The sequence below is a fragment of the Micromonospora arida genome, from assembly GCF_042873195.1.
Classification (GTDB): Bacteria; Actinomycetota; Actinomycetes; order Mycobacteriales; family Micromonosporaceae; genus Micromonospora; species Micromonospora arida.
In genome coordinates this window covers 104363-121884 of record NZ_JBIALC010000006.1, presented here as the reverse complement: position 1 = coordinate 121884, position 17522 = coordinate 104363, and the positions used below count along the sequence as shown (strand labels likewise).

Sequence of the window (17522 nt, the reverse complement as noted above, 5' to 3'; positions counted from 1 at the left end):
AGGGGTGACCGGGTGTCCGTGCTGCGCACAAAACCAATCAAGGACGTGATAGCCCAGGGTGAGGCGGACGGCAGCGACGGCCAGTTGGGGCTGAAGCGACGGCTCGGCGCGACCGACCTCACCGGCTTCGGCATCGGCATCGTGATCGGCACCGGCATCTTCACGCTCACCGGGATCGAGGCCCGGGACAGCGCCGGGCCGGGCGTGGTGATCTCCTTCGCCATCGCCGGCGTGGTGGCCCTGCTCGCCGCCCTCTGCTACGCCGAGTTGGCCTCCAGCGTGCCGACCGCCGGCAGCGCCTACACCTACGCGTACGCCACGATGGGCGAGATCGTCGCCTGGATCATCGGCTGGGACCTGCTGCTGGAGTTCGCGCTCGGCGCCGCCGTGGTGGCCCGAGGCTGGTCCGGCTACCTTGCCGAACTGCTCGACCTGCCGACCCGCTGGTTCGGTGAGGAGGGCAGCACGGTCAACGTGGGCGCCATCGCCATCGTGCTGATCCTCGGCATCGTGGCGATCGTCGGTATCCGGGAATCCGCGCGGATCACCAACCTGCTGGTGCTGGTCAAGGTGGCCATCTGCGTCTTCGTGGTGGTGGCCGGGCTGTTCTTCGTCAAGGCCGCCAACCTCACCCCGTTCATCCCGCCGGCCGAGCCCGCCGGGAGCGGCGACGACGGCATCAAGCAGCCGGTCACGCAGGCGCTCTTCGGGCTGGAGCCGTCGGTCTTCGGCTTCGTCGGGGTGCTCAGCGCCGCCGCCGTGGTCTTCTTCGCGTACACCGGCTTCGAGGCCGTGGCCAACCTGGGCGAGGAGACGAGGAAGCCCAAGCGGGACCTCACCCTGGGTCTGCTCGGCACGCTGCTGATCTCCACGGTGCTCTACATCGGCGTCTCGCTGGTGGTGGTCGGGATGGTGCCGTACACCGAGATCGACCGGGGCGCCCCGATCGCGTCGGCCTTCGAGTCGGTCGGCGCGGGCTGGGCGGCCGTGCTGGTCTCCATCGCCGCGGTCGCGGGCCTGACCAGCGTCATCCTGGTCGACCTGGTGGCGATGGGCCGGATCGGCTTCGCCATCGCCCGGGACGGGTTGATCCCGCCCTCGATCGCGAAGGTGCACCCGCGCTGGGGCACCCCGTACCGGATCTCGGCGATCATGACGGTGGCGGTCGCGCTGCTGGCCGGCTTCCTGCCGCTGTCCGCGCTGGCGGACCTGGTCAGCATCGGCGCGCTCTGCGCGTTCGTCCTCGTGTCGGTGGCGGTGCCGATCCTGCGCCGCAAGCGGCCGGACCTGGAGCGGCCGTTCCGGGTGCCGTTCTCACCGGTGTTGCCGATCGTCTCGGCGTTGGCCTGCTTCTACCTGATGCTCAACCTGTCGGTGGAGACCTGGCTGCGGTTCCTGGCCTGGATGCTGCTCGGCGCGTTGATCTACTTCGGCTACGGCCACCGCCGTAACCGGCTGGCCCAGCACGAGCCCGCCGTCGCCCCGGCGCCTCGGGAGCCGAGCGCCGACAGCTGATCCGACGGGATGGAGGAAGGGCCCCTTGCGACCGCAGGGGCCCTTCCTCCATCGCTTGTGCGCCGTCGCAGAGAAGTTGCTGACGGTATGGTGCGCCCGTCACCTCGGGGAGGTTGCGGCGTGCGACACAGACTCAAGGACGTGGCCGAACGGGCCGGCGTCTCCGTCAAGACCGTCTCCAACGTCGTGAACGGCCACGTGCACGTGCGACCGGACACCCGTGCCCGGGTCGAGGAGGCGATCGTCGAACTCAACTACCGGCCCAACCTCTCCGCCCGTCACCTCCGCAAGGGACGCACCGGCGTGATCGCGCTGGCGGTTCCGGAACTGGACATCCCGTACTTCGCCGAGCTGGCCCGTCACGTGGTCAGCGCCGCCGCCGAGCACGGCTGGACGGTGCTGGTCGACCAGACCGGCGGCCGGCGTGACCAGGAACGGGTGCTCGCCTCCGGTATCACCGACCACCTGATCGACGGGCTCATCCTCAGTCCGTTGGCGCTCACCGCGGCGGACCTGGCCGGTCTGGACGGCACCCCGATGGTGCTGCTCGGCGAGCGGATCGAACACTGCCGGGCGGATCGAGTGGTGATCGACAACGTGGCAGCGGCCGGGGAGATCACCAGCCACCTGATCCAGTTGGGCCGCCGCCGGATCGCGGCCGTCGGCGCGCAGCGCACCGACGAGGGTGCCAGCGCCCGGCTGCGCCTGGCCGGCTACCGCGACGCGCTGCGCGCCGCCGGCCTCGGCTACGACCAGACCCTGGTGGCGTCCGCGTCGGCCTGGCACCGCGCCGACGGCGCGGCCGCGGTGCGGGGCCTGCTCACCTCCGGCGTACGCCCCGACGCCGTCTTCTGCTTCAACGACACGCTGGCCCTCGGTGCCCTGCGGGCGCTGCACGAGGCCGGCCTGAGGGTGCCCGAGGACGTGGCGGTGGCCGGCTTCGACGACATCGAGGACGGCAGGTTCGCCACCCCGACCCTGAGCACCGTCGCCCCGGACAAGGAGCAGGTCGCCCGCCTGGCCATCCAACTCCTCGCCGACCGCCTGGGCGGTGACCCCACCGTCCCCGCCCGGGAACTCCGGGCTCCCTACCGCCTGGTGTTCCGCGAGTCCACCCAGACCCGCTAGTCGAAGAAGCGGGCCAGGTGGGACTGGGGTGCGGGGTCGGCGTCCGGGGGGAGGGGCGTCAGGTCGGCGAAGATCGAGGCGCCGTCGCAGCCCGCGTGCAGTGGGTACCAACGAGGCGTGCCCGGTGGCCGCAGCTGGCAGATCCCCTTGAACGTCTGCACGTCCATCAGCCGGACGTGGGTCGGGTCGGCCACCGCGTTCACATGCCCCCACCAGGGGCTCATCACGTGCAGCACCCCACCGGGGCGGAGCACCCGATGACACTCGTCGACCAGCGGCAGGAAGTCGATCAGGTGCTCCAGGATGTGCACCGCGAAGAGGACGTCCACCGAGTTGTCGGCGAGCGGCAGCGAGCCGGAGAGGTCCGCCACGGCGTTCACGCCGGGCGCCGGGTAGATGTCCAGCCCCAGGTTGCTCGACCACTGCTTGGTCGGCCCACAACCGAGGTCCACCACCACGGGCGCCCGCCCGCCGATGCCGACCCGGCACCAGACGCCGTAGACCCCGGCCAGCCGCCCCACCAGGTCCCGCACCAGCCGTAGCTGGGCGGGATCGGCCACGTCGCCGCTCAGATGGGCCACCCCCCGGTCGAACCGCACCTCGACCGCCAGGTCCCGCAACCGATCATCGTGGCGGACCTGGTCCGCCCACGCCTGCGCGAGGAAATCGTCGATCGCCCGCAGCCGGTCGGCTGAGGGCGGAGTCTGTGTCAAAGCGACCATCCGGGCCACCTCCCGCCGCGCGATACCCGCAATCGCGCCCGGTATGCCCCGCTCGTCCGCCTCGTCGCCTGCTCCGGCGCGGCGGGCCATGGGCGTGTCGCAGGATGCGAAGCAGGATCGCAATCGTCGTGATGCCACACAGGCATCAAGATGACTGTGTGGCATCACGCTCGAAGTGAACACCGCCGGCACGGGCCGAGCCGCGAACGGCCGCCAGCCTCGTCGTCACGGCACCGCGCCGGATCGGGTCGGGTCAGCCCGAGAGGGTACGGCGGCCACCGCGCATCCGCTGACGGGGTGGCGGGTCGGCGGGCTTCGGCCGCTTGAGGTGATAGCGGTGCAGTTCGTGGTTGCCGGGCAGGGACGGGTCCTCGCTCATCGCGACCAACTCCCAGCCCTGGTCACCGGCCCGGTTCAGGTGGGCCAGCGAGGTGTCGCCGTACGGCGTCACGTCGACCATCGAGCCGTCCGGGCCGTACCAGACGAAGACGACCTCCCAGCCGAGGTCGTTGGTCGCGGCCTGGCGGCGGCGGACCAGCAGGGCGTACTCCCACTTGAGCATGGCGTCATTCTCACCCCGCGCCGACCCGCGGGCACGGATCAATCCTCGGCGATCCGCCCGGCGTCGACCCGCAGTCGCCGGTTGGTCTCGATGGCGGCCAGCATCCGCCGGTCGTGGGTGACCAGCAGCAGCGTTCCGGGATAGCTGGCCAGTGCCGATTCGAGCTGCTCGATGGCGGGCAGGTCCAGGTGGTTGGTGGGCTCGTCCAGCACCAGCAGATTGACCCCACGGCCCTGGAGCAGGGCCAGCGCGGCCCGGGTCCGCTCACCGGGCGAGAGGGTGGCCGCCGGTCGGGGCACGTGCGCCGCCCGCAGTCCGAACTTGGCCAGCAGGGTCCGCGCGTCCGCCGGCGACAGGTGGGGTACGGCCGCCTCGAACGCGTCGATCAGCGGTACGTCGCCGAGGAACAGCCCGCGGGCCTGATCCACCTCGCCGACCACCACGCCGGGCCCGAGCGAGGCGGTGCCGGCGTCCAGCGGCAGCCGGCCCAGCAGCGCGGCCAACAGGGTGGACTTACCCGAGCCGTTCGCCCCGGTCACCGCGACCCGGTCCGCCCAGTCGATCTGGAGGTCGACCGGGCCGAGGGTGAAGCCACCACGGCGTACCACGGCTCCCCGCAGCGTGGCCACGACGGCACCGGCGCGGGGCGCGGCGGCGATCTCCATCCGCAGCTCCCACTCCTTGCGGGGCTCCTCGACCACGTCGAGCCGTTCGATCAGCCGTTCGGTCTGCTTGGCCTTGGCGGCCTGCTTCTCGCTCGACTCGCTGCGGAACTTGCGGCCGATCTTGTCGTTGTCGGTGGCCTTGCGGCGGGCGTTGCGCACGCCCTTCTCCATCCATCCACGCTGGGTGCGTGCCCGAGCCTCCAGCCCGGCCTTGGTGTCGGCGTACTCCTCGAAGTCCGCGCGGGCGTGCCGGCGGGCCACGTCGCGCTCCTCCAGGTAGGCCGCGTACCCGCCGCCGAAGTGATTGACCTGCTGCTGCGGCAGGTCCAGCTCCAGCACCCGGGTCACCGTTCGGGTGAGGAACTCCCGGTCGTGGCTGACCAGCACCGTGCCGGCCCGCAGCCCGGTGACGAACTCCTCCAGCCGCTCCAACCCGGCCAGGTCCAGGTCGTTGGTCGGCTCGTCGAGCAGGAACACGTCGTACCGGCTGAGCAGCAGCGACGCGAGCCCGGCCCGGGCCGCCTGACCGCCGGAGAGCCCGGTCGTCGGGTGGTCCAGGTCGACCGCGAGCCCCAGGTCGGCGCTCACCTGCTCGGCGCGCTCGTCGAGGTCCGCGCCGCCGAGGGCGAGCCAGCGCTCCAGCGCGTCGCCGTACGCGTCGTCGGCGCCCGCCGCACCGGCGGTCAGCGCCTCGGTCGCCGCGTCCAACGCCGCCTGCGCGGCGGTCACCCCGGTCCTGCGGGCCAGGAAGTCCCGTACCGTCTCGCCCGGCCGCCGCTCCGGCTCCTGCGGCAGGTGTCCGACGCTCGCGGTGGGCGGGCTGAGCCGCACGCTGCCGGCCTCGACCGGCAACAACCCGGCGAGGGTACGCAGCAGCGTCGACTTGCCGGCCCCGTTCGGCCCGACCAGCCCGACCACGTCGCCGGGGGCGACCACCAGGTCCAATCCGGCGAAGAGCGGGCGGTCGCCGTGTCCGGCGGCCAGGTCCTTGACGATCATCGTGGCGCTCATCAGGACGGCAGCCTATCCGGCCGCCCGCATACGACCGGCCAGCAGCGGGCAGACTCAACGACGTGGTGACCACACTGGCGATCGACTGTGGCGGCGGGGGCATCAAGGCGTCCGTGCTCGACGAGGCGGGAACGATGCGGGCCCGGCCGTTGCGGGTGCCCACCCCGTACCCGTTGCCGCCCGCGCTGTTTGTCCGGACCCTGCTGGATCTCGGCGGGCGCCTGCCAACGGCGGACCGGCTCACGGTCGGCGTACCCGGGATGATCCGGCACGGAGTGGTAGTGAGCACGCCCCACTACGTGACCCGCAGCGGCCCCCGCAGTCGGGTCGATCCCGACCTGCTCGCCGAGTGGTCCGGCTGGGACGCGCGCGGCGCGCTCGCCGACGCGTTCGGGGTGCCGGCGCTGGTGCTCAACGACGCCGAGGTGCACGGGGCCGGCGTCGTCGCCGGCACCGGCTGCGAGCTGGTGCTGACCCTGGGGACGGGGCTGGGCAGCGCGCTCTTCGACGGCGGGGTGCTCGCACCGCACCTGGAGTTGTCGCACGCGCCGGTGCGCTGGGGCACGACCTACGACACGTACGTCGGCGAGCCGGAGCGGCGGCGGCTCGGCGACGCCTTCTGGTCCCGCCGGATCCGGCAGGTGGTGGACGGGCTTCGCCCGGTGTTCCGCTGGGACCGGCTCTACCTGGGTGGGGGCAACTCCCGACTGATCCGGCCCGAGCAACTGGCCCGGATGGGCGACGACGTGGTGGTGGTGCCGAACACCGCCGGAATCGTCGGCGGTGTCCGCGCCTGGGAACTTTCCGCCGGACGCCGGAACGCCCGCACCTGACCGTTCGACGCCTCTTCGGCGGCCTTCGCCGGCCGGAAGTGACCTGATCTCGACCCCGGGAACAGTCGCCAAACTTCCGGTGTTGTGCCAGCGTCGGAACAGGTGACGGTGCGACCCGAGGAGGTGGCAGATGGATCTTCTGGCGGACTACCGGCGGGCGACCATGTTCTTCGAAACCGGTGACCCCAGTGGGGCAGCCCGACTGCTGGAGCCGATCATCGACGCCGAGCCCGGCAACGCGGCGGTCCGGCAACTGCTGGCCCGGGCGTACTTCCAGTCGGCCCAGCTCAACCGGGCCGAGGAGCATCTGCGCGAGCTGGTCGAGCGGGACCCGAGCGACCACTACGCGCACCACGTGCTCGGTCGGACCCTGGAGCGGCTGAACCGACACACCGACGCGCTGCGGCACCTGCGGATCGCCGCCGCGATGTACGCGGCCAACGACGACTACCGGACCGCGCTGGAGCGGGTGGAGACCCGCCTCGGCGGCAGGCGCTGAGCCTGACCCGGTGACGTGTGCGGGGCGGCCCTTCGGGGCCGCCCCTTCGTCGTCTGGCGGGCGACCTGCCGGACATGCCTAGGATGGCGGACATGGGACCTGACCGGCCGGGGGCTGCGGCATGAAGCTCAAGCTGGACCTGCACGAGATCTTCAACAAGGGCCAGGACATCGACCGGGCGTTGCGCGGGATCATGGACGAGGCGGTGGCGAAGAAGGCCACCCTCGTCGAGATCATCCCCGGCAAGGGGTCTGGCCAGCTCAAGAAGCGGGTGCTGCGGTTCCTCGACCAGAAGGACGTCAAGCAGCTCTACCACCGGGTCGAGAAGGACTCGAAGAACTTCGGCCGCCTCTTCGTCCACTTCCGTTGGAAGTAGCGCCCGACAGGCCTTGACCTGCCGTCTGGAGCTGAATCTTCGTGTCGAGGCCCAGCAATGCGTCCGTGCCAGTGGTCGGATACTGGGTGGGTGACGGAGGAGCAGGTTACCGAGTCGACGCGGTGGACGATTCACGGTGAGCGGGTGGTGGACGGCAGCCGGCGGGCGCGGTTGAGCATCGCCGACGTGGAGCTGCCGGACGGGGTCCGTTTCGAGCAGTACGTGATCCGGGCGCCCCGGTCAGCCATGGTCGCCGTGCTTGACGAGCAGGAGCGCCTGCTGCTGATGCGGCGGCACCGGTTCGTGTTCGACAGGTGGGTGTGGGAGTTGCCCGGGGGTTATGTCGATGACGGCGAGCAGCCGGCGAGCTGTGCGGTCCGGGAGGTCGAGGAGGAGACCGGGTGGCGTCCGGGTGCGGTGGAGCCGATGCTGTCGTTCCAGCCGTGGGTGGCGACCGCGGACGCCGAGAATCTTTTGTTCCTTGCGCGCGAGGCGACACATATCGGTTCGCCGATGGACGTCAACGAGGCCGAGCGAGTGGTCTGGATGCCGTTGACGGAAGCGCGGGACCTCGTATCTCGGGGTGAGATCGTGGGATCCGGCACGGTGATCGCGGTGTTGGAACTGGTCGCGCGCAAAGCCCGGGGTGAGCTGTAGTCAGCGGCGTTGACCGAGGGTCACGTCGACATGGTTGATGAAGTGCCGAACGGCTGGCCGGCGGCGGTGCGCTGTGAGTTCGGTTTGCAGGTCGCGTAGGTACCGGACGGCTCGGGCTGATCGCAGTTGAGAGGTCAGCGTGAGGGCTTTGGCCCCGATGACGCTGGCGCGATCGGGCTCGCCGTTATGGGCGTGGATGGACGCGAGGAGAGCGAGATTGAAGGCCTTTCCCGCTGCCGCCCTCCGGGACGAAATCCTCGGCGCTGATTGTCAGTCCCGCCTGTTGCAGCCAAAAGCGGTAACTGGAGGCGTCGGCTTGGCTCCACCACATGGTCACGGGGCCATCGAGCCAGTTGTCCTCGGTGCATGTCGGTTCATGCATCGCGGTGCGGGGCTTCGCCCTGCCAGCGGTAGAGGTCGCGCAGTAGGGAGATCTCGGCGCCGTGATGGATCAGCTCCCTGTTGACGTGCAGGACGATGCCCTCCATCGGGAACCGCTCGGGACCCACCGCAGGCGGATTTTCCAGGTCGGCGTCGGAAAGCTCGCGGACCCCGGCGTTCCATCTCCCATACATCTCATCGAGCTGGTTCAGTGCCTCGTCGGCGGTTCCCGCGTAGGCGAATGTCTGGGAGTCGACGTCCTGGCCGCCGAAGTGCCATCCGACCCGATAGCCCAGGCAGGAAACGATGATGTGTGCCAGCCGCCAGGCAATCGTGGTCACCGGCGCCGGCACCGGGTCAGGGGACGCGGAGTCCATCGTCCATTCCCCCGAACCCGCCGACATCGGTGCGGCCGACGTGCCCCGTGGGCGGATGCTCCAGCAGCCACGCACCGGCTCCCAGAAGTACTCCTCATCGGCAAGACCGTGCAGCCGCGAACGCAGGTTCTTCTGCCAGTGCCGATCCAGTTGGTCCGCGATGCGCTCGCTCCTTGTCATTCCCGCACGCTACATACAGCGGAGGACCGCGGTGACCCGCAGGAGCGGTCAGCGTGCGGAGGTGCACCACGACTCGCGGGCGTCGACGGTGATCGCTGACCCGTAGGGTGTCCTGATGTCTACGGTTAACCTGCGGCGATCGGCGCGTGCGATCGTCGTCGATGAGGACGACCGTGTTCTGTTGCTACGACTCGCCATTCCCGATCCGGCTGGCACGATCGTTGTGTGGATCACTCCCGGGGGTGGCCTCGAAGACGGCGAGACACCGCTGGCAGCCCTACGGCGAGAGCTGCACGAAGAGGCCGGTCTTGCTCTCGATGTCGACCCGCCTCAGGTCTGGCGCCAAGAGATTGTCGCCCCCGGGCACGCGCCCGGCCACGATGGCGTCGTGAACGACTACTTCCTCGTTCGGACCGCGTCGTTCACGCCACGCGGTGCGATGAGCGATGAGGAACTCGCCGCCGAGCACGTCACCGGCTGGCGTTGGTGGTCGCTGCCGGAGATCAGGGAGTACGTCGGCCCGGAACTGTTCTCGCCCCGCGACCTCGCCACGCCGTTGGCCGCATTGATCGCTGACGGAGTGCCAACCCAACCCGTCCCGCTCGCCCTGTGAACACTGTCGTGATCATGTGATGGAAAGTAGGTCCCGGGACCGCTCGCAACCTACTTTTCAGCACTTGATCACTGAGGGTGCGCCGGAGGGGGTCAGGGTCAGCCCGTGAGGGCGTCGGCGCGGGTGCCGTGGCCGGCGGGGCGTCGGGACCAGCACTGTGGGCGTTGCCGGACGGAGAGCTCCAAGGCCTGATGGTCGGACTCGATCATTTCCCGGGCTATTCGACGCGCCATTTCCAGGCGGTCGACGTGCATGTCAAGATCCGTCGGGCCGGCGCCTGCCATCTCGAACTCCTTGTCAGCGTTCGAACTAGTCGCATCATGCGTCACGCCGAGAATCGTCACCATTCCCTGATCGGTGGAAAGGTTCCGCCGTACGGTTCGGTGTCGCGTACCCCGGTTGCGCCGATGGTAGCGGTGGCCGTGCCAACTCGCCCGGAACTGTGGATACCTCGCCTTGCCTGCGGTTTGTACATTGCACGGTGCGCGGATCGGGGGCGCGACAAGTCCGGTGAGGGATCTTCGTTACGGGAGGACCGCCGTGCAGCATTCGAGCAGGACCGATCCCTTGTTCGTCGCCGTCGAATCAGAATCGATCACCCGAGCGGACGTCGCCGGGCTCATCGCGGGGCGGCTGGCCGCCGTCCGGGTGCCGGGGTTGCTCTCCGCGGCCCGCTGCCAGGCGATCACCGCCGCCCTCGCCAACGCGCCGATGGACCGCTACGACGAGAGCCGGGTCTTTCCCGTCGTCGCCAAGTTCGGCCCGGCCATCAACGATCATCGGTCCGCCGGCGAACTCCGCGAGGACTACTGGGACGCGGCCGGCGCGGCCGAGAAGAGCTGGTCCACGCTGGGCCTGTCGGACTCACCCCGGGACCTGTGCCTGGCCGCGTTCCGCGGTGCCTGGCCCGATGTGGCACCCGGGCGGCGGCAGGGTCGGGAGATGCACGTCGGCGTCGTCCGCGAGATCAACGCGGGGCTCCAGGTGCACTTCGACGACGCGGTACGGGAGTACGCGGGCCGGCTGCTCGACGGCGAGGTGGTGGCCCAGTTGGCGTTCAACATCTACATCCTGGTGCCACCGGCCGGCGGTGAGACCGTGCTGTGGCGGCGGCGCTGGCAGCCGGACGACGAGCCGCTGCGGATCCCCGGCGGGTACGGCTTCGACGAGGCGGTGGCCGCCGGCACGCAGTCTTTGACGTTGCGCCCCACGCTCGGGGAGGGCTTTCTGTTCGATCCGCGGCACTATCACACGGTGCGTCAGGCGTCGGATGGTCGACGGATCTCCATAGGATGTTTTGTCGGGCTCACCGACGATGGCCGACTGGCCCTCTGGTCGTAGTGAAGGGCGTTTCCCCATGGTGGACAGAAGCGACGTCGAGGCGGCTGCGGCACTCGTCGAGGGGCGGGTCCGGGAAACCCCGGTCATCGCCGTCGACGGTGCCGATCTGGGTGTGCCTGGGCAGCTCAGCCTCAAGTTGGAGCTGCACCAGCACACCGGCTCGTTCAAGCCGCGCGGCGCGTTCAACCGGATGCTCCAAGGGGCGTTGCCGTCGGCCGGGGTGATCGCCGCGTCGGGTGGCAACCATGGCCTCGCGGTCGCGTATGCCGCCCGGTCGTTGGGGGTGCCGGCGGAGGTCTTCGTGCCGGTCACCGCCTCACCGGTGAAGGTGCAGCGGTTGGCCGGGTTGGGCGCCCAGGTGCGCCAGGTCGGCCAGCACTACGCCGAGGCCCTGGCCGCGAGCACCCAGCGGGCCGCAGAGACCGGCGCGCTGGTCGTGCACGCGTACGACCAGCCGGAGGTGGTGGCCGGTCAGGGCACCGTCGGCCGGGAGCTGGAGCGGCAGGTGGACGGGATCGACACCGTGCTGGTGGCGGTCGGCGGCGGCGGGTTGGTGTCCGGCATCGCCAGTTGGTTCGGTGGGTCGGTACGCGTCGTGGCGGTCGAACCCGAGCAGATCCCCACCCTGCATTCGGCCTTGAAGGCGGGCCGGCCGGTCGACATCGAGGTGGGTGGCATCGCCACCGATTCGCTGGGTGCCCGGCGGATCGGTGAGATCGCCTTCGACACCGCCCGCCGGACCGAGGTGGTGTCCGTGCTGGTCCGCGACGAGGACCTGGTGCGGGCGCGCCGGTTGCTCTGGTCGGAGCTGCGGGTCGCGGCCGAGTTGGGTGGCGCGGCCGCGCTGGCCGCGCTGGTCGGCGGCGCGTACGTGCCGCAGCCGGGGGAGCGGGTAGCCGTGATCATCTGCGGTGGCAACACCGACCCGAGTGACCTGGGCCCGGCCGCGCCGCACTGATCAGCCGCACCGCCGGCCGCGTCGGACTGACCGTTCAGTCGCCGTTTCGCAGCCGGCGCAGCGCGTGCTCCACCTGGAGGGTGTCCAGGTGGGTGTCGCCGAGGAGTCGCCGGCGGTCGGCCAGCAACTGCTCGTACACCTCGATCGCCGCGTCGACCTGCTCCTCGAGCAGCAGCACCAGGCCCAGGGTGGACCGGATGGCGAGCACCTCGCTGCGGTCGGCGTGCCGGGGTTCCACGGTGGCCAGGGTGGCCCGCAGTTCGGCCTCCGCCTCGGCGAGCCGGCCCTGCGCCTGCATGCAGCGGGCCAGCGTGTGCCGAGCCTGCCAGGTCTCCGGTTGGTTGAGTGGCCACAACCGGTAGCGGACCTCCAGGATGGCGTGCAGCATCTCCTCGGCCTCGGGCGCCCGTTGCTGGGCCAGCACCGCCAGCGCCAGGCTGTGCCGCACGATCATGGTGTCCCAGTGTTCCGGGCCGCGTACCTGGTCCTCGGCGGCGACGATCTGCCGCAGCTCCAACTCGGCCTCGGGCCACTGCCGCTGCGCCATGATCGCCTTGGTGAGCTTGTGGCGGCTGGCGAGGGTGTCGGCATCGTCGCTGCCCAGCACCCTGGTGCGGTCCGCGATCACCTCACGGAGCACCCGGTCGGCCATCTCCGGCTGGTTGCGCTCCAACCAGGTGCGCCCCAGCTCGTGGCGCAGCGCCAGCACCTGCGGTCGGTCCAGGTCGTGGTCGTACGCGGCGCAACCGCGCACGATCGGGTCGAGGATGTCGAAGGCCGAGCCGGGTAGGCCGACCGCGATGAGGTAGCGGGCGGTGAGTCGGGTCAGCTCCAGCGCGCGGCGTACCGTCTCGGGGTCGTGCTTGTGTTTCTGCGGCACGAGGTATTCCCGCACGGCCTCGACCAGGTGCGGCACCAGCACGTCCCAGTTGGTCCAGGCTGCGGAGTCGTCCGGGTTCTGCCCCTCGGTGGCGGCGAGCAGCAGCTTCATGACCAGCCCGTGGTATTCGGCGATCTGCTCACGCACCTCGTCGCGGTCGCGGAACATCGCGTGCACCAGCGGGTGCAGCGAGAGCACGTGCGCGAACGCCGGGTCGGTGACCTCCTCCTGGACGTCGAAGTCGACCAGGGCCAGGTTGCCGATGCCCTCCAGTACCTTTACCCGCTGCCGGCTGGTGAGTCCCTTGAAGAGTGGTGACTCGGCCAGGATGGCCGGCTTGAGCACCACCTCGTAGGGCACCGGGGAGACGCTCAGGCAGGCCAGCACGTTGAGCAGTGGCCGGCTCTGTTGGAGCTGGCGGCGGGCCAGCAGGTCCAGTGAGATGTCGTCGACCTCGCGGACGATCTCCAGGCCGAGGGACTCGTCGAGGTCCACGTCGGCGGCGTCGCGCGGTGATCGGAACCGACGCTGCACCGCCGTCCGGTAGTCGGCGAAGGTGGTGATGGTGGACGAGCCGCGCCAGACCGGGCTGGCGTTGACCGACCGCAGGTAGTTACCGGCGGCGCGCAGGGCGAGGGGCAGCCCGCCCAACTCGCGGGCGAGCTCCCGGGCGTCGGCCAGGCCGCCGGCCTGGTCGCCGGCGCGGTCGATCAGCACCTGCGCGCCAGCGTCGGCGTCGAGTGGACGCACCTGGTGCAGCCTCGACCAGGTGCCCCAGGTGGCCCGGTTGCCGTCCCGGCTGGTCACGATGACCATGCCGTCGTCGGCTTCCGGGCTGCGCAGCCAGCCGGTGCCGTCGGCGAGCACTCCGTCGGTGGGGCCGAGGCTGGCGGGCTCGTCCGCACTGTCGAAGATCAACAACCAGGGTTGCGCGGCCTGGTTGAGGTAGCGCCACACCAGGTCGGTGGCGCTGATCATCCCAGCCCACGCCTGGTCGACCTGGGTCTCCGACGCGCCCAGTTGGCTGACCACCTCCCGCATCCCGGAGTTGAGCCGCCCGGCCTGCACCCACCAGACCGTCCGGCCGTCGGCCCGGCCCCGGCGGGCGATCTCCAGCGCGACGTGGCTCTTGCCGGAGCCGCCCATGCCGCACAGGATGTGCACCGAGGGCCGGCCCCCGGCAGTTTCCCCCGGCTGGACGATCTCGTCGATCAGGTCGTCGCGCCCGTGCAGCGGGCTGTCCAGTCGCCCGAGCGGTGGGTCGACGGAGACACGACTCGGCCGGTCGTAGGCAGGCCGAGTCACGCCGGCATCCTCGGGTGGAACGTCCGCAGTCAATGCGGTCCCCCTTCGGTGGCGAATTCACAATGGGGCGGCGGCGAAAGATCCTGTCCATCTGATGGACAGTCGGAGGGATTGCCGCCCGCACCATGTCGACCGCAAGCGTATCCATCCCGTACCGGGTTGCACACTCTCCGTTTAGGCTGCCCGGCTGACCAAAATCAGTGCCGGAATTCCCAATTCGCTGCTGATTCCGGCCGATCCGCCGTGCGCGGCACTCGACACGGGGATCCACGATGGACCTATGAACTGGTCGCCAATCCAGGACGTCGTCGACTGGGGTTCCGTGCCGGACTGGTTCGGCGCGGTCGGCTCAATAGCCAGCGTGCTCTTCGTCTACCTCGGATTGCGGCGGGAAATCCGCGCCCGCCGCAACGACGATCTACGGGTCCGGGCCACCCAGGCTCGGCTGGTCTCGGCGGTGGCCGAGATTCGCGGCACCTCGGTGCTGCGGGTCGCAGTGGCCAACGAGAGCGACGCCCCGGTGCTGGACGTGGTGGTGCTGGCTCGACTCGCCCCGCCCGAGGACCCGGACGCCCCGCCGGTCGGGCTGGCCCCGGCGAAACAGGTCCGGCGGATCCCCGGCCGCGACGTGCACGACCTCTTCGTCACCGTCGCGGCGGAGCACCGGCTCCGCCCGGCCGACACCGTTCTGGTGGACCTCACCTTCACCGACCACGACGGCAATCGCTGGCATCGGATCGGTTCCGGCCAACCCGAACCGGTGGGCTGACCGGAAAGGGTGGTCCGGCGGAAGAACGCTCCCGCCGGACCACCCTTCTCACCTCAGAGGGGATAGGTGCGGGCGACCGCCAGCATCTCCGAGCTGTGCGATCCGACGACACCGACGGCCGGCGGCCGGGGGCGGAAGCCGGGCAGCGCGTCCAGCCCGTCACTGGCGTCCATCGCCCGCAGCGCCACCTGCCCGGCGATCGGCCGCACTGTCAACGTGACCTCGATGCCCTCGGCCGGCGGGGCGTGGAACACCAGCCCGAAGCCCCACTTGCCGTCCCGGGGCTCCACCGGCACCGACCGGCCCGCCACCTCGGCGCGCAGCACCGTGGCGGTCGACGTGTCGACGTGCAGTGTGGCGATCCGGGCGACCCGCTGCGGGGTGAGCCGCAGCCGCAGTGTGCGTTCGCCACCGGCGGTGGCGTCGGCCACCACCTCCAGCTTCGGTGCCGGAAGGTTCGCCGCCTGCGCGGGGCCGGCTCGCAGCTCAGCGTCGCCGAGCCCGGGGAAGTCGTCGCCGACGTCGGTGACCCCGTCCACGTAACCGTCGGTCCACGGCTGCGGGTCGCTCTCGTGGCTGAGCCAACGGGCCTGGCCGGTGCCGGCGTCCATGGCGTACATCAGGTGGGTCGGCACCGGGTGGGCGGCGTCGAAGCGGTCGACACCCAGGCCGACTCCGGCGAGCACCACCGCCGCCACGGCGGTGGCGCCGGCCGGCAGCACCGCGAGCCGCCGGGCCCGCAGCGCGAGCAGACCACGCTGGCCGCCGGCCTGCGGGTGCAGCAGGTCGACCACCGGCAGGGCGACCAGGCCGAGCAGCACCGCTACCAGCGCGGCCACCCCGCCCATGGCCATCCCCAGCGCGGGGAAGAGCAGCACCACGGTGGGCAGCAGGATGACCACACCCACGGCCGCGGCGGCCGTCACCGCCACCACCGGCCACGGTCCGGTCTGCCGGGTACGCAGCGCGACCAGCCCGCCGAGGGCACCGGCCAGCGCCGGCAGTGTGGTGAGGTACGCCCCACCCGGCACCGCCACGGCGAGCAGCACCCCGAGCAGCGCCAGCCAGGCCAGCCCGCCGACGGCGAGCGCGGCCGGGCCGATCCGGCGGCGGGTCAGCGCGTACCAGGTGAACAGGATGGCGGTGGCGAGCGCCAGGACGGCCAGCCGGTACCAGATCGGCCGGTACGGGTCGAGCAGCTCCGCGTACCCCGGTCGGATCGTGGTGATGGCCAGCCAGAGCAGTTGGGCGGCGACCGGCGCGGCGACGATCGGCACCAGGGCCAGCGCGAAGCCGGCGGCCAGCCGGCCGGTGCTGGCCCGGCCGCTCCGGCGGGTCAGCCAGCCCAGGGCGGCAACCAGGGCCACCGCGAGCAGGGCCAGCGGCAGGGTTAGCCAGCCCGGGTAGCGGACCAGCCCGCCGGGGACGGGGAAGTAGGTGGCGTCGTGCCCGGAGCGCAGGTCGGTCAGGTCGGTGCCACCGAACTCCCGGGCCAGGCCCAATGCGTTGTCTCCGTGCTGCTGGAGGCTGCCCCGGTCCATGGCGGCCGGGGTGTCCAACGGCGTGTGGTAGATCGCGCCCCCGTCGATGTACGCCGAGTTCAGCCCGACGAACTTCTGATCGAGGAAGGCGGTGAAATCGGTGTCGTTGGGCAGCGCGCGATAGATCTCCACCGCGAACGAGGTGCCAACCGGGTGTGGGGCGGCCCGGCCGAAGATGTCCACCAACTTCGCGTTGTTCCGGGACGTCTCGAACATGATCACCGGCCCGGTGGATCCCCGCGCCTCCAGGTTGAGCACCACACCGCCGTCGGCGGCCAGCGGATGGCTGGCGGCGAACGCAGCGGCGCCGCAGAGGCACGCCTCCTCGGCGTCGGTCAGCACGAAGACGATGTCGTTGCGCGGCCGGGGGCCGGTGCTCAGCGCGCGGGCCACCTCCAGGATGGTCGACGTGCCGGCCGCGTCGTCGTTGCCGCCAGGCCCGGTCTGTACCGAGTCGTAGTGGGAAACCAGGAAGACCCGACCCGTCGAGTCGGTGCCGGGTAGCCGGGCCACCACGTTGCGGACCCGGGCCACTGTCGCCCCGCCCGCCGCCCCGCTGAGCTGACCGGCCTCCGGTGCCACCGTGTCCTGCACCTCGGTCTCCAGGCCCAGCCCCCGCAACTGCTGCTCCAGGTGCGCGCGGACCTGTTCGTTGGCCGGGCTGCCGGCGACGTGCGACCGGGCGGCGATCACCTGGACGTCCTCGTACGCGCGGCCGGCGCTGAACGCGTCGGCTGGCGCGTCGGCCGGCTTCGGTGCCGGGGTGCGCAGGTCGAGCAGACTGCCGGCGCCGACCGCGGCCAGCGCGACCAGCGCCGCCGCGGCGGCCACGAGCCGCCGACGCGGCCGGGTCAGCGCGCGGCTGGCAGGGTGTACGCCCGGAATCGGACGGGGCGGCGTGCCCGTCGTGGCCGGGGTGGTGGGTGCGCCCACGGGAACTCCTCGGGGGGTGGTGGGGCCTGGGGTGGGATCATCCTGCCCGTCGGGGGCCGCGGATGGGATGGCCGGTACGTCCCGCCTCCATCAGCCGCCCGGTTTGTCCACGGCCGAGCAGTGATGCGCCCCATCCCCGCCCGCGCCGCAGGCATCGTGTTGTGTGCGACCGTTGTCTAATACAGGATCAGCAGGGCACTCGGAAGGAGCCCGACATCACCAGCGAACTCCCGCGTCTGGCGGCGGTGACCCGGCCGCACCGGGGGGCCGGCTTGG

General features: G+C 71.1%; 17 protein-coding genes and 1 pseudogene. 10 read left to right on the top strand and 8 right to left on the bottom strand.

Annotated features, from left to right (window positions below; translation table 11 throughout):
* Positions 1–12: 12 nt before the first annotated feature.
* Together ACFYP0_RS19365 and ACFYP0_RS19360 are read left to right on the top strand one after the other, a co-directional pair.
* Complete coding sequence (locus ACFYP0_RS19365; protein WP_355499428.1) at positions 13–1515, top strand: amino acid permease; 1503 nt, start codon at positions 13–15, stop codon at positions 1513–1515.
* Between the two features lie 120 nt (positions 1516–1635).
* The gene (locus ACFYP0_RS19360) at positions 1636–2643 is read left to right on the top strand and encodes a LacI family DNA-binding transcriptional regulator (protein WP_356979199.1); all 1008 of its coding nucleotides are present in this window, start codon (positions 1636–1638) and stop codon (positions 2641–2643) included.
* Here ACFYP0_RS19360 and ACFYP0_RS19355 read toward each other — a convergent pair.
* The 3 genes from ACFYP0_RS19355 to ACFYP0_RS19345 all read right to left on the bottom strand — a co-directional run bounded on the left by ACFYP0_RS19355 (position 2640) and on the right by ACFYP0_RS19345 (position 5603).
* Positions 2640–3365, bottom strand: coding sequence for a methyltransferase domain-containing protein (locus ACFYP0_RS19355; RefSeq protein ID WP_355499430.1), 726 nt, complete (start codon positions 3363–3365; stop codon positions 2640–2642). The two genes, ACFYP0_RS19360 and ACFYP0_RS19355, sit on opposite strands and share 4 nt — an antisense overlap.
* Before the next feature lie 253 nt (positions 3366–3618).
* A complete protein-coding gene (locus tag ACFYP0_RS19350) occupies positions 3619–3927 on the bottom strand; it encodes a hypothetical protein (RefSeq protein WP_124822832.1) in 309 nt (102 codons plus the stop codon).
* Between the two features lie 38 nt (positions 3928–3965).
* Positions 3966–5603: an ABC-F family ATP-binding cassette domain-containing protein gene (locus tag ACFYP0_RS19345; RefSeq protein WP_355499433.1), complete on the bottom strand. Its 1638-nt coding sequence runs from the start codon at positions 5601–5603 to the stop codon at positions 3966–3968.
* A gap of 62 nt (positions 5604–5665) precedes the next feature.
* Here ACFYP0_RS19345 and ACFYP0_RS19340 point away from each other — a divergent pair, with 62 nt between their 5' ends.
* The 4 genes from ACFYP0_RS19340 to ACFYP0_RS19325 all read left to right on the top strand — a co-directional run bounded on the left by ACFYP0_RS19340 (position 5666) and on the right by ACFYP0_RS19325 (position 7968).
* Entirely contained in the window at positions 5666–6436 is a 771-nt protein-coding gene (locus tag ACFYP0_RS19340; protein WP_124860484.1) for an ROK family protein, read from the top strand.
* A 130-nt stretch (positions 6437–6566) separates the two neighbouring features.
* Positions 6567–6935 carry a tetratricopeptide repeat protein gene (locus ACFYP0_RS19335; protein WP_112584722.1) on the top strand — a complete coding sequence of 123 codons (369 nt, stop codon included), beginning with the start codon at positions 6567–6569 and terminating at the stop codon, positions 6933–6935.
* A gap of 121 nt (positions 6936–7056) precedes the next feature.
* A complete protein-coding gene (locus ACFYP0_RS19330) occupies positions 7057–7311 on the top strand; it encodes a Smr/MutS family protein (protein WP_007465523.1) in 255 nt (84 codons plus the stop codon).
* A 90-nt stretch (positions 7312–7401) separates the two neighbouring features.
* Complete coding sequence (locus ACFYP0_RS19325; RefSeq protein WP_386996998.1) at positions 7402–7968, top strand: NUDIX hydrolase; 567 nt, start codon at positions 7402–7404, stop codon at positions 7966–7968.
* Here the strand turns inward: ACFYP0_RS19325 and ACFYP0_RS19320 are convergent.
* Positions 7969–8211, bottom strand: a pseudogene (locus ACFYP0_RS19320) (XRE family transcriptional regulator); the annotation flags it as partial.
* A 131-nt stretch (positions 8212–8342) separates the two neighbouring features.
* The gene (locus ACFYP0_RS19315) at positions 8343–8906 is read right to left on the bottom strand and encodes a DinB family protein (protein WP_386996996.1); all 564 of its coding nucleotides are present in this window, start codon (positions 8904–8906) and stop codon (positions 8343–8345) included.
* 115 nt (positions 8907–9021) lie between these two features.
* Between ACFYP0_RS19315 and ACFYP0_RS19310 the strand changes: the two genes are divergently transcribed.
* Positions 9022–9519 (top strand): NUDIX hydrolase, encoded by a 498-nt coding sequence (locus ACFYP0_RS19310; protein WP_386996994.1) that lies wholly within the window; start codon positions 9022–9024, stop codon positions 9517–9519.
* Between the two features lie 98 nt (positions 9520–9617).
* Here ACFYP0_RS19310 and ACFYP0_RS19305 read toward each other — a convergent pair whose 3' ends face one another.
* The gene (locus tag ACFYP0_RS19305; protein ID WP_355499154.1) at positions 9618–9866 is read right to left on the bottom strand and encodes a hypothetical protein; all 249 of its coding nucleotides are present in this window, start codon (positions 9864–9866) and stop codon (positions 9618–9620) included.
* 193 nt (positions 9867–10059) lie between these two features.
* Here ACFYP0_RS19305 and ACFYP0_RS19300 point away from each other — a divergent pair, with 193 nt between their 5' ends.
* Together ACFYP0_RS19300 and ACFYP0_RS19295 are read left to right on the top strand one after the other, a co-directional pair.
* Positions 10060–10860, top strand: a complete 801-nt coding sequence (locus tag ACFYP0_RS19300) for a hypothetical protein (RefSeq protein ID WP_386996992.1) — start codon at positions 10060–10062, stop codon at positions 10858–10860.
* Positions 10861–10876: 16 nt separating this feature from the next.
* Complete coding sequence (locus ACFYP0_RS19295) at positions 10877–11818, top strand: threonine/serine dehydratase (RefSeq protein WP_355499148.1); 942 nt, start codon at positions 10877–10879, stop codon at positions 11816–11818.
* A 34-nt stretch (positions 11819–11852) separates the two neighbouring features.
* On the opposite strand, the gene ACFYP0_RS19290 is transcribed toward ACFYP0_RS19295, so the two are convergent.
* Entirely contained in the window at positions 11853–14003 is a 2151-nt protein-coding gene (locus ACFYP0_RS19290; protein ID WP_355499146.1) for a tetratricopeptide repeat protein, read from the bottom strand.
* Between the two features lie 280 nt (positions 14004–14283).
* Here ACFYP0_RS19290 and ACFYP0_RS19285 point away from each other — a divergent pair, with 280 nt between their 5' ends.
* Positions 14284–14772 carry a hypothetical protein gene (locus ACFYP0_RS19285; RefSeq protein WP_355499143.1) on the top strand — a complete coding sequence of 163 codons (489 nt, stop codon included), beginning with the start codon at positions 14284–14286 and terminating at the stop codon, positions 14770–14772.
* 53 nt (positions 14773–14825) lie between these two features.
* On the opposite strand, the gene ACFYP0_RS19280 is transcribed toward ACFYP0_RS19285, so the two are convergent.
* On the bottom strand, positions 14826–17246 hold the full coding sequence (locus ACFYP0_RS19280; protein ID WP_386996989.1) for a M28 family peptidase: 2421 nt from the start codon (positions 17244–17246) through the stop codon (positions 14826–14828).
* Positions 17247–17522: the final 276 nt, after the last annotated feature.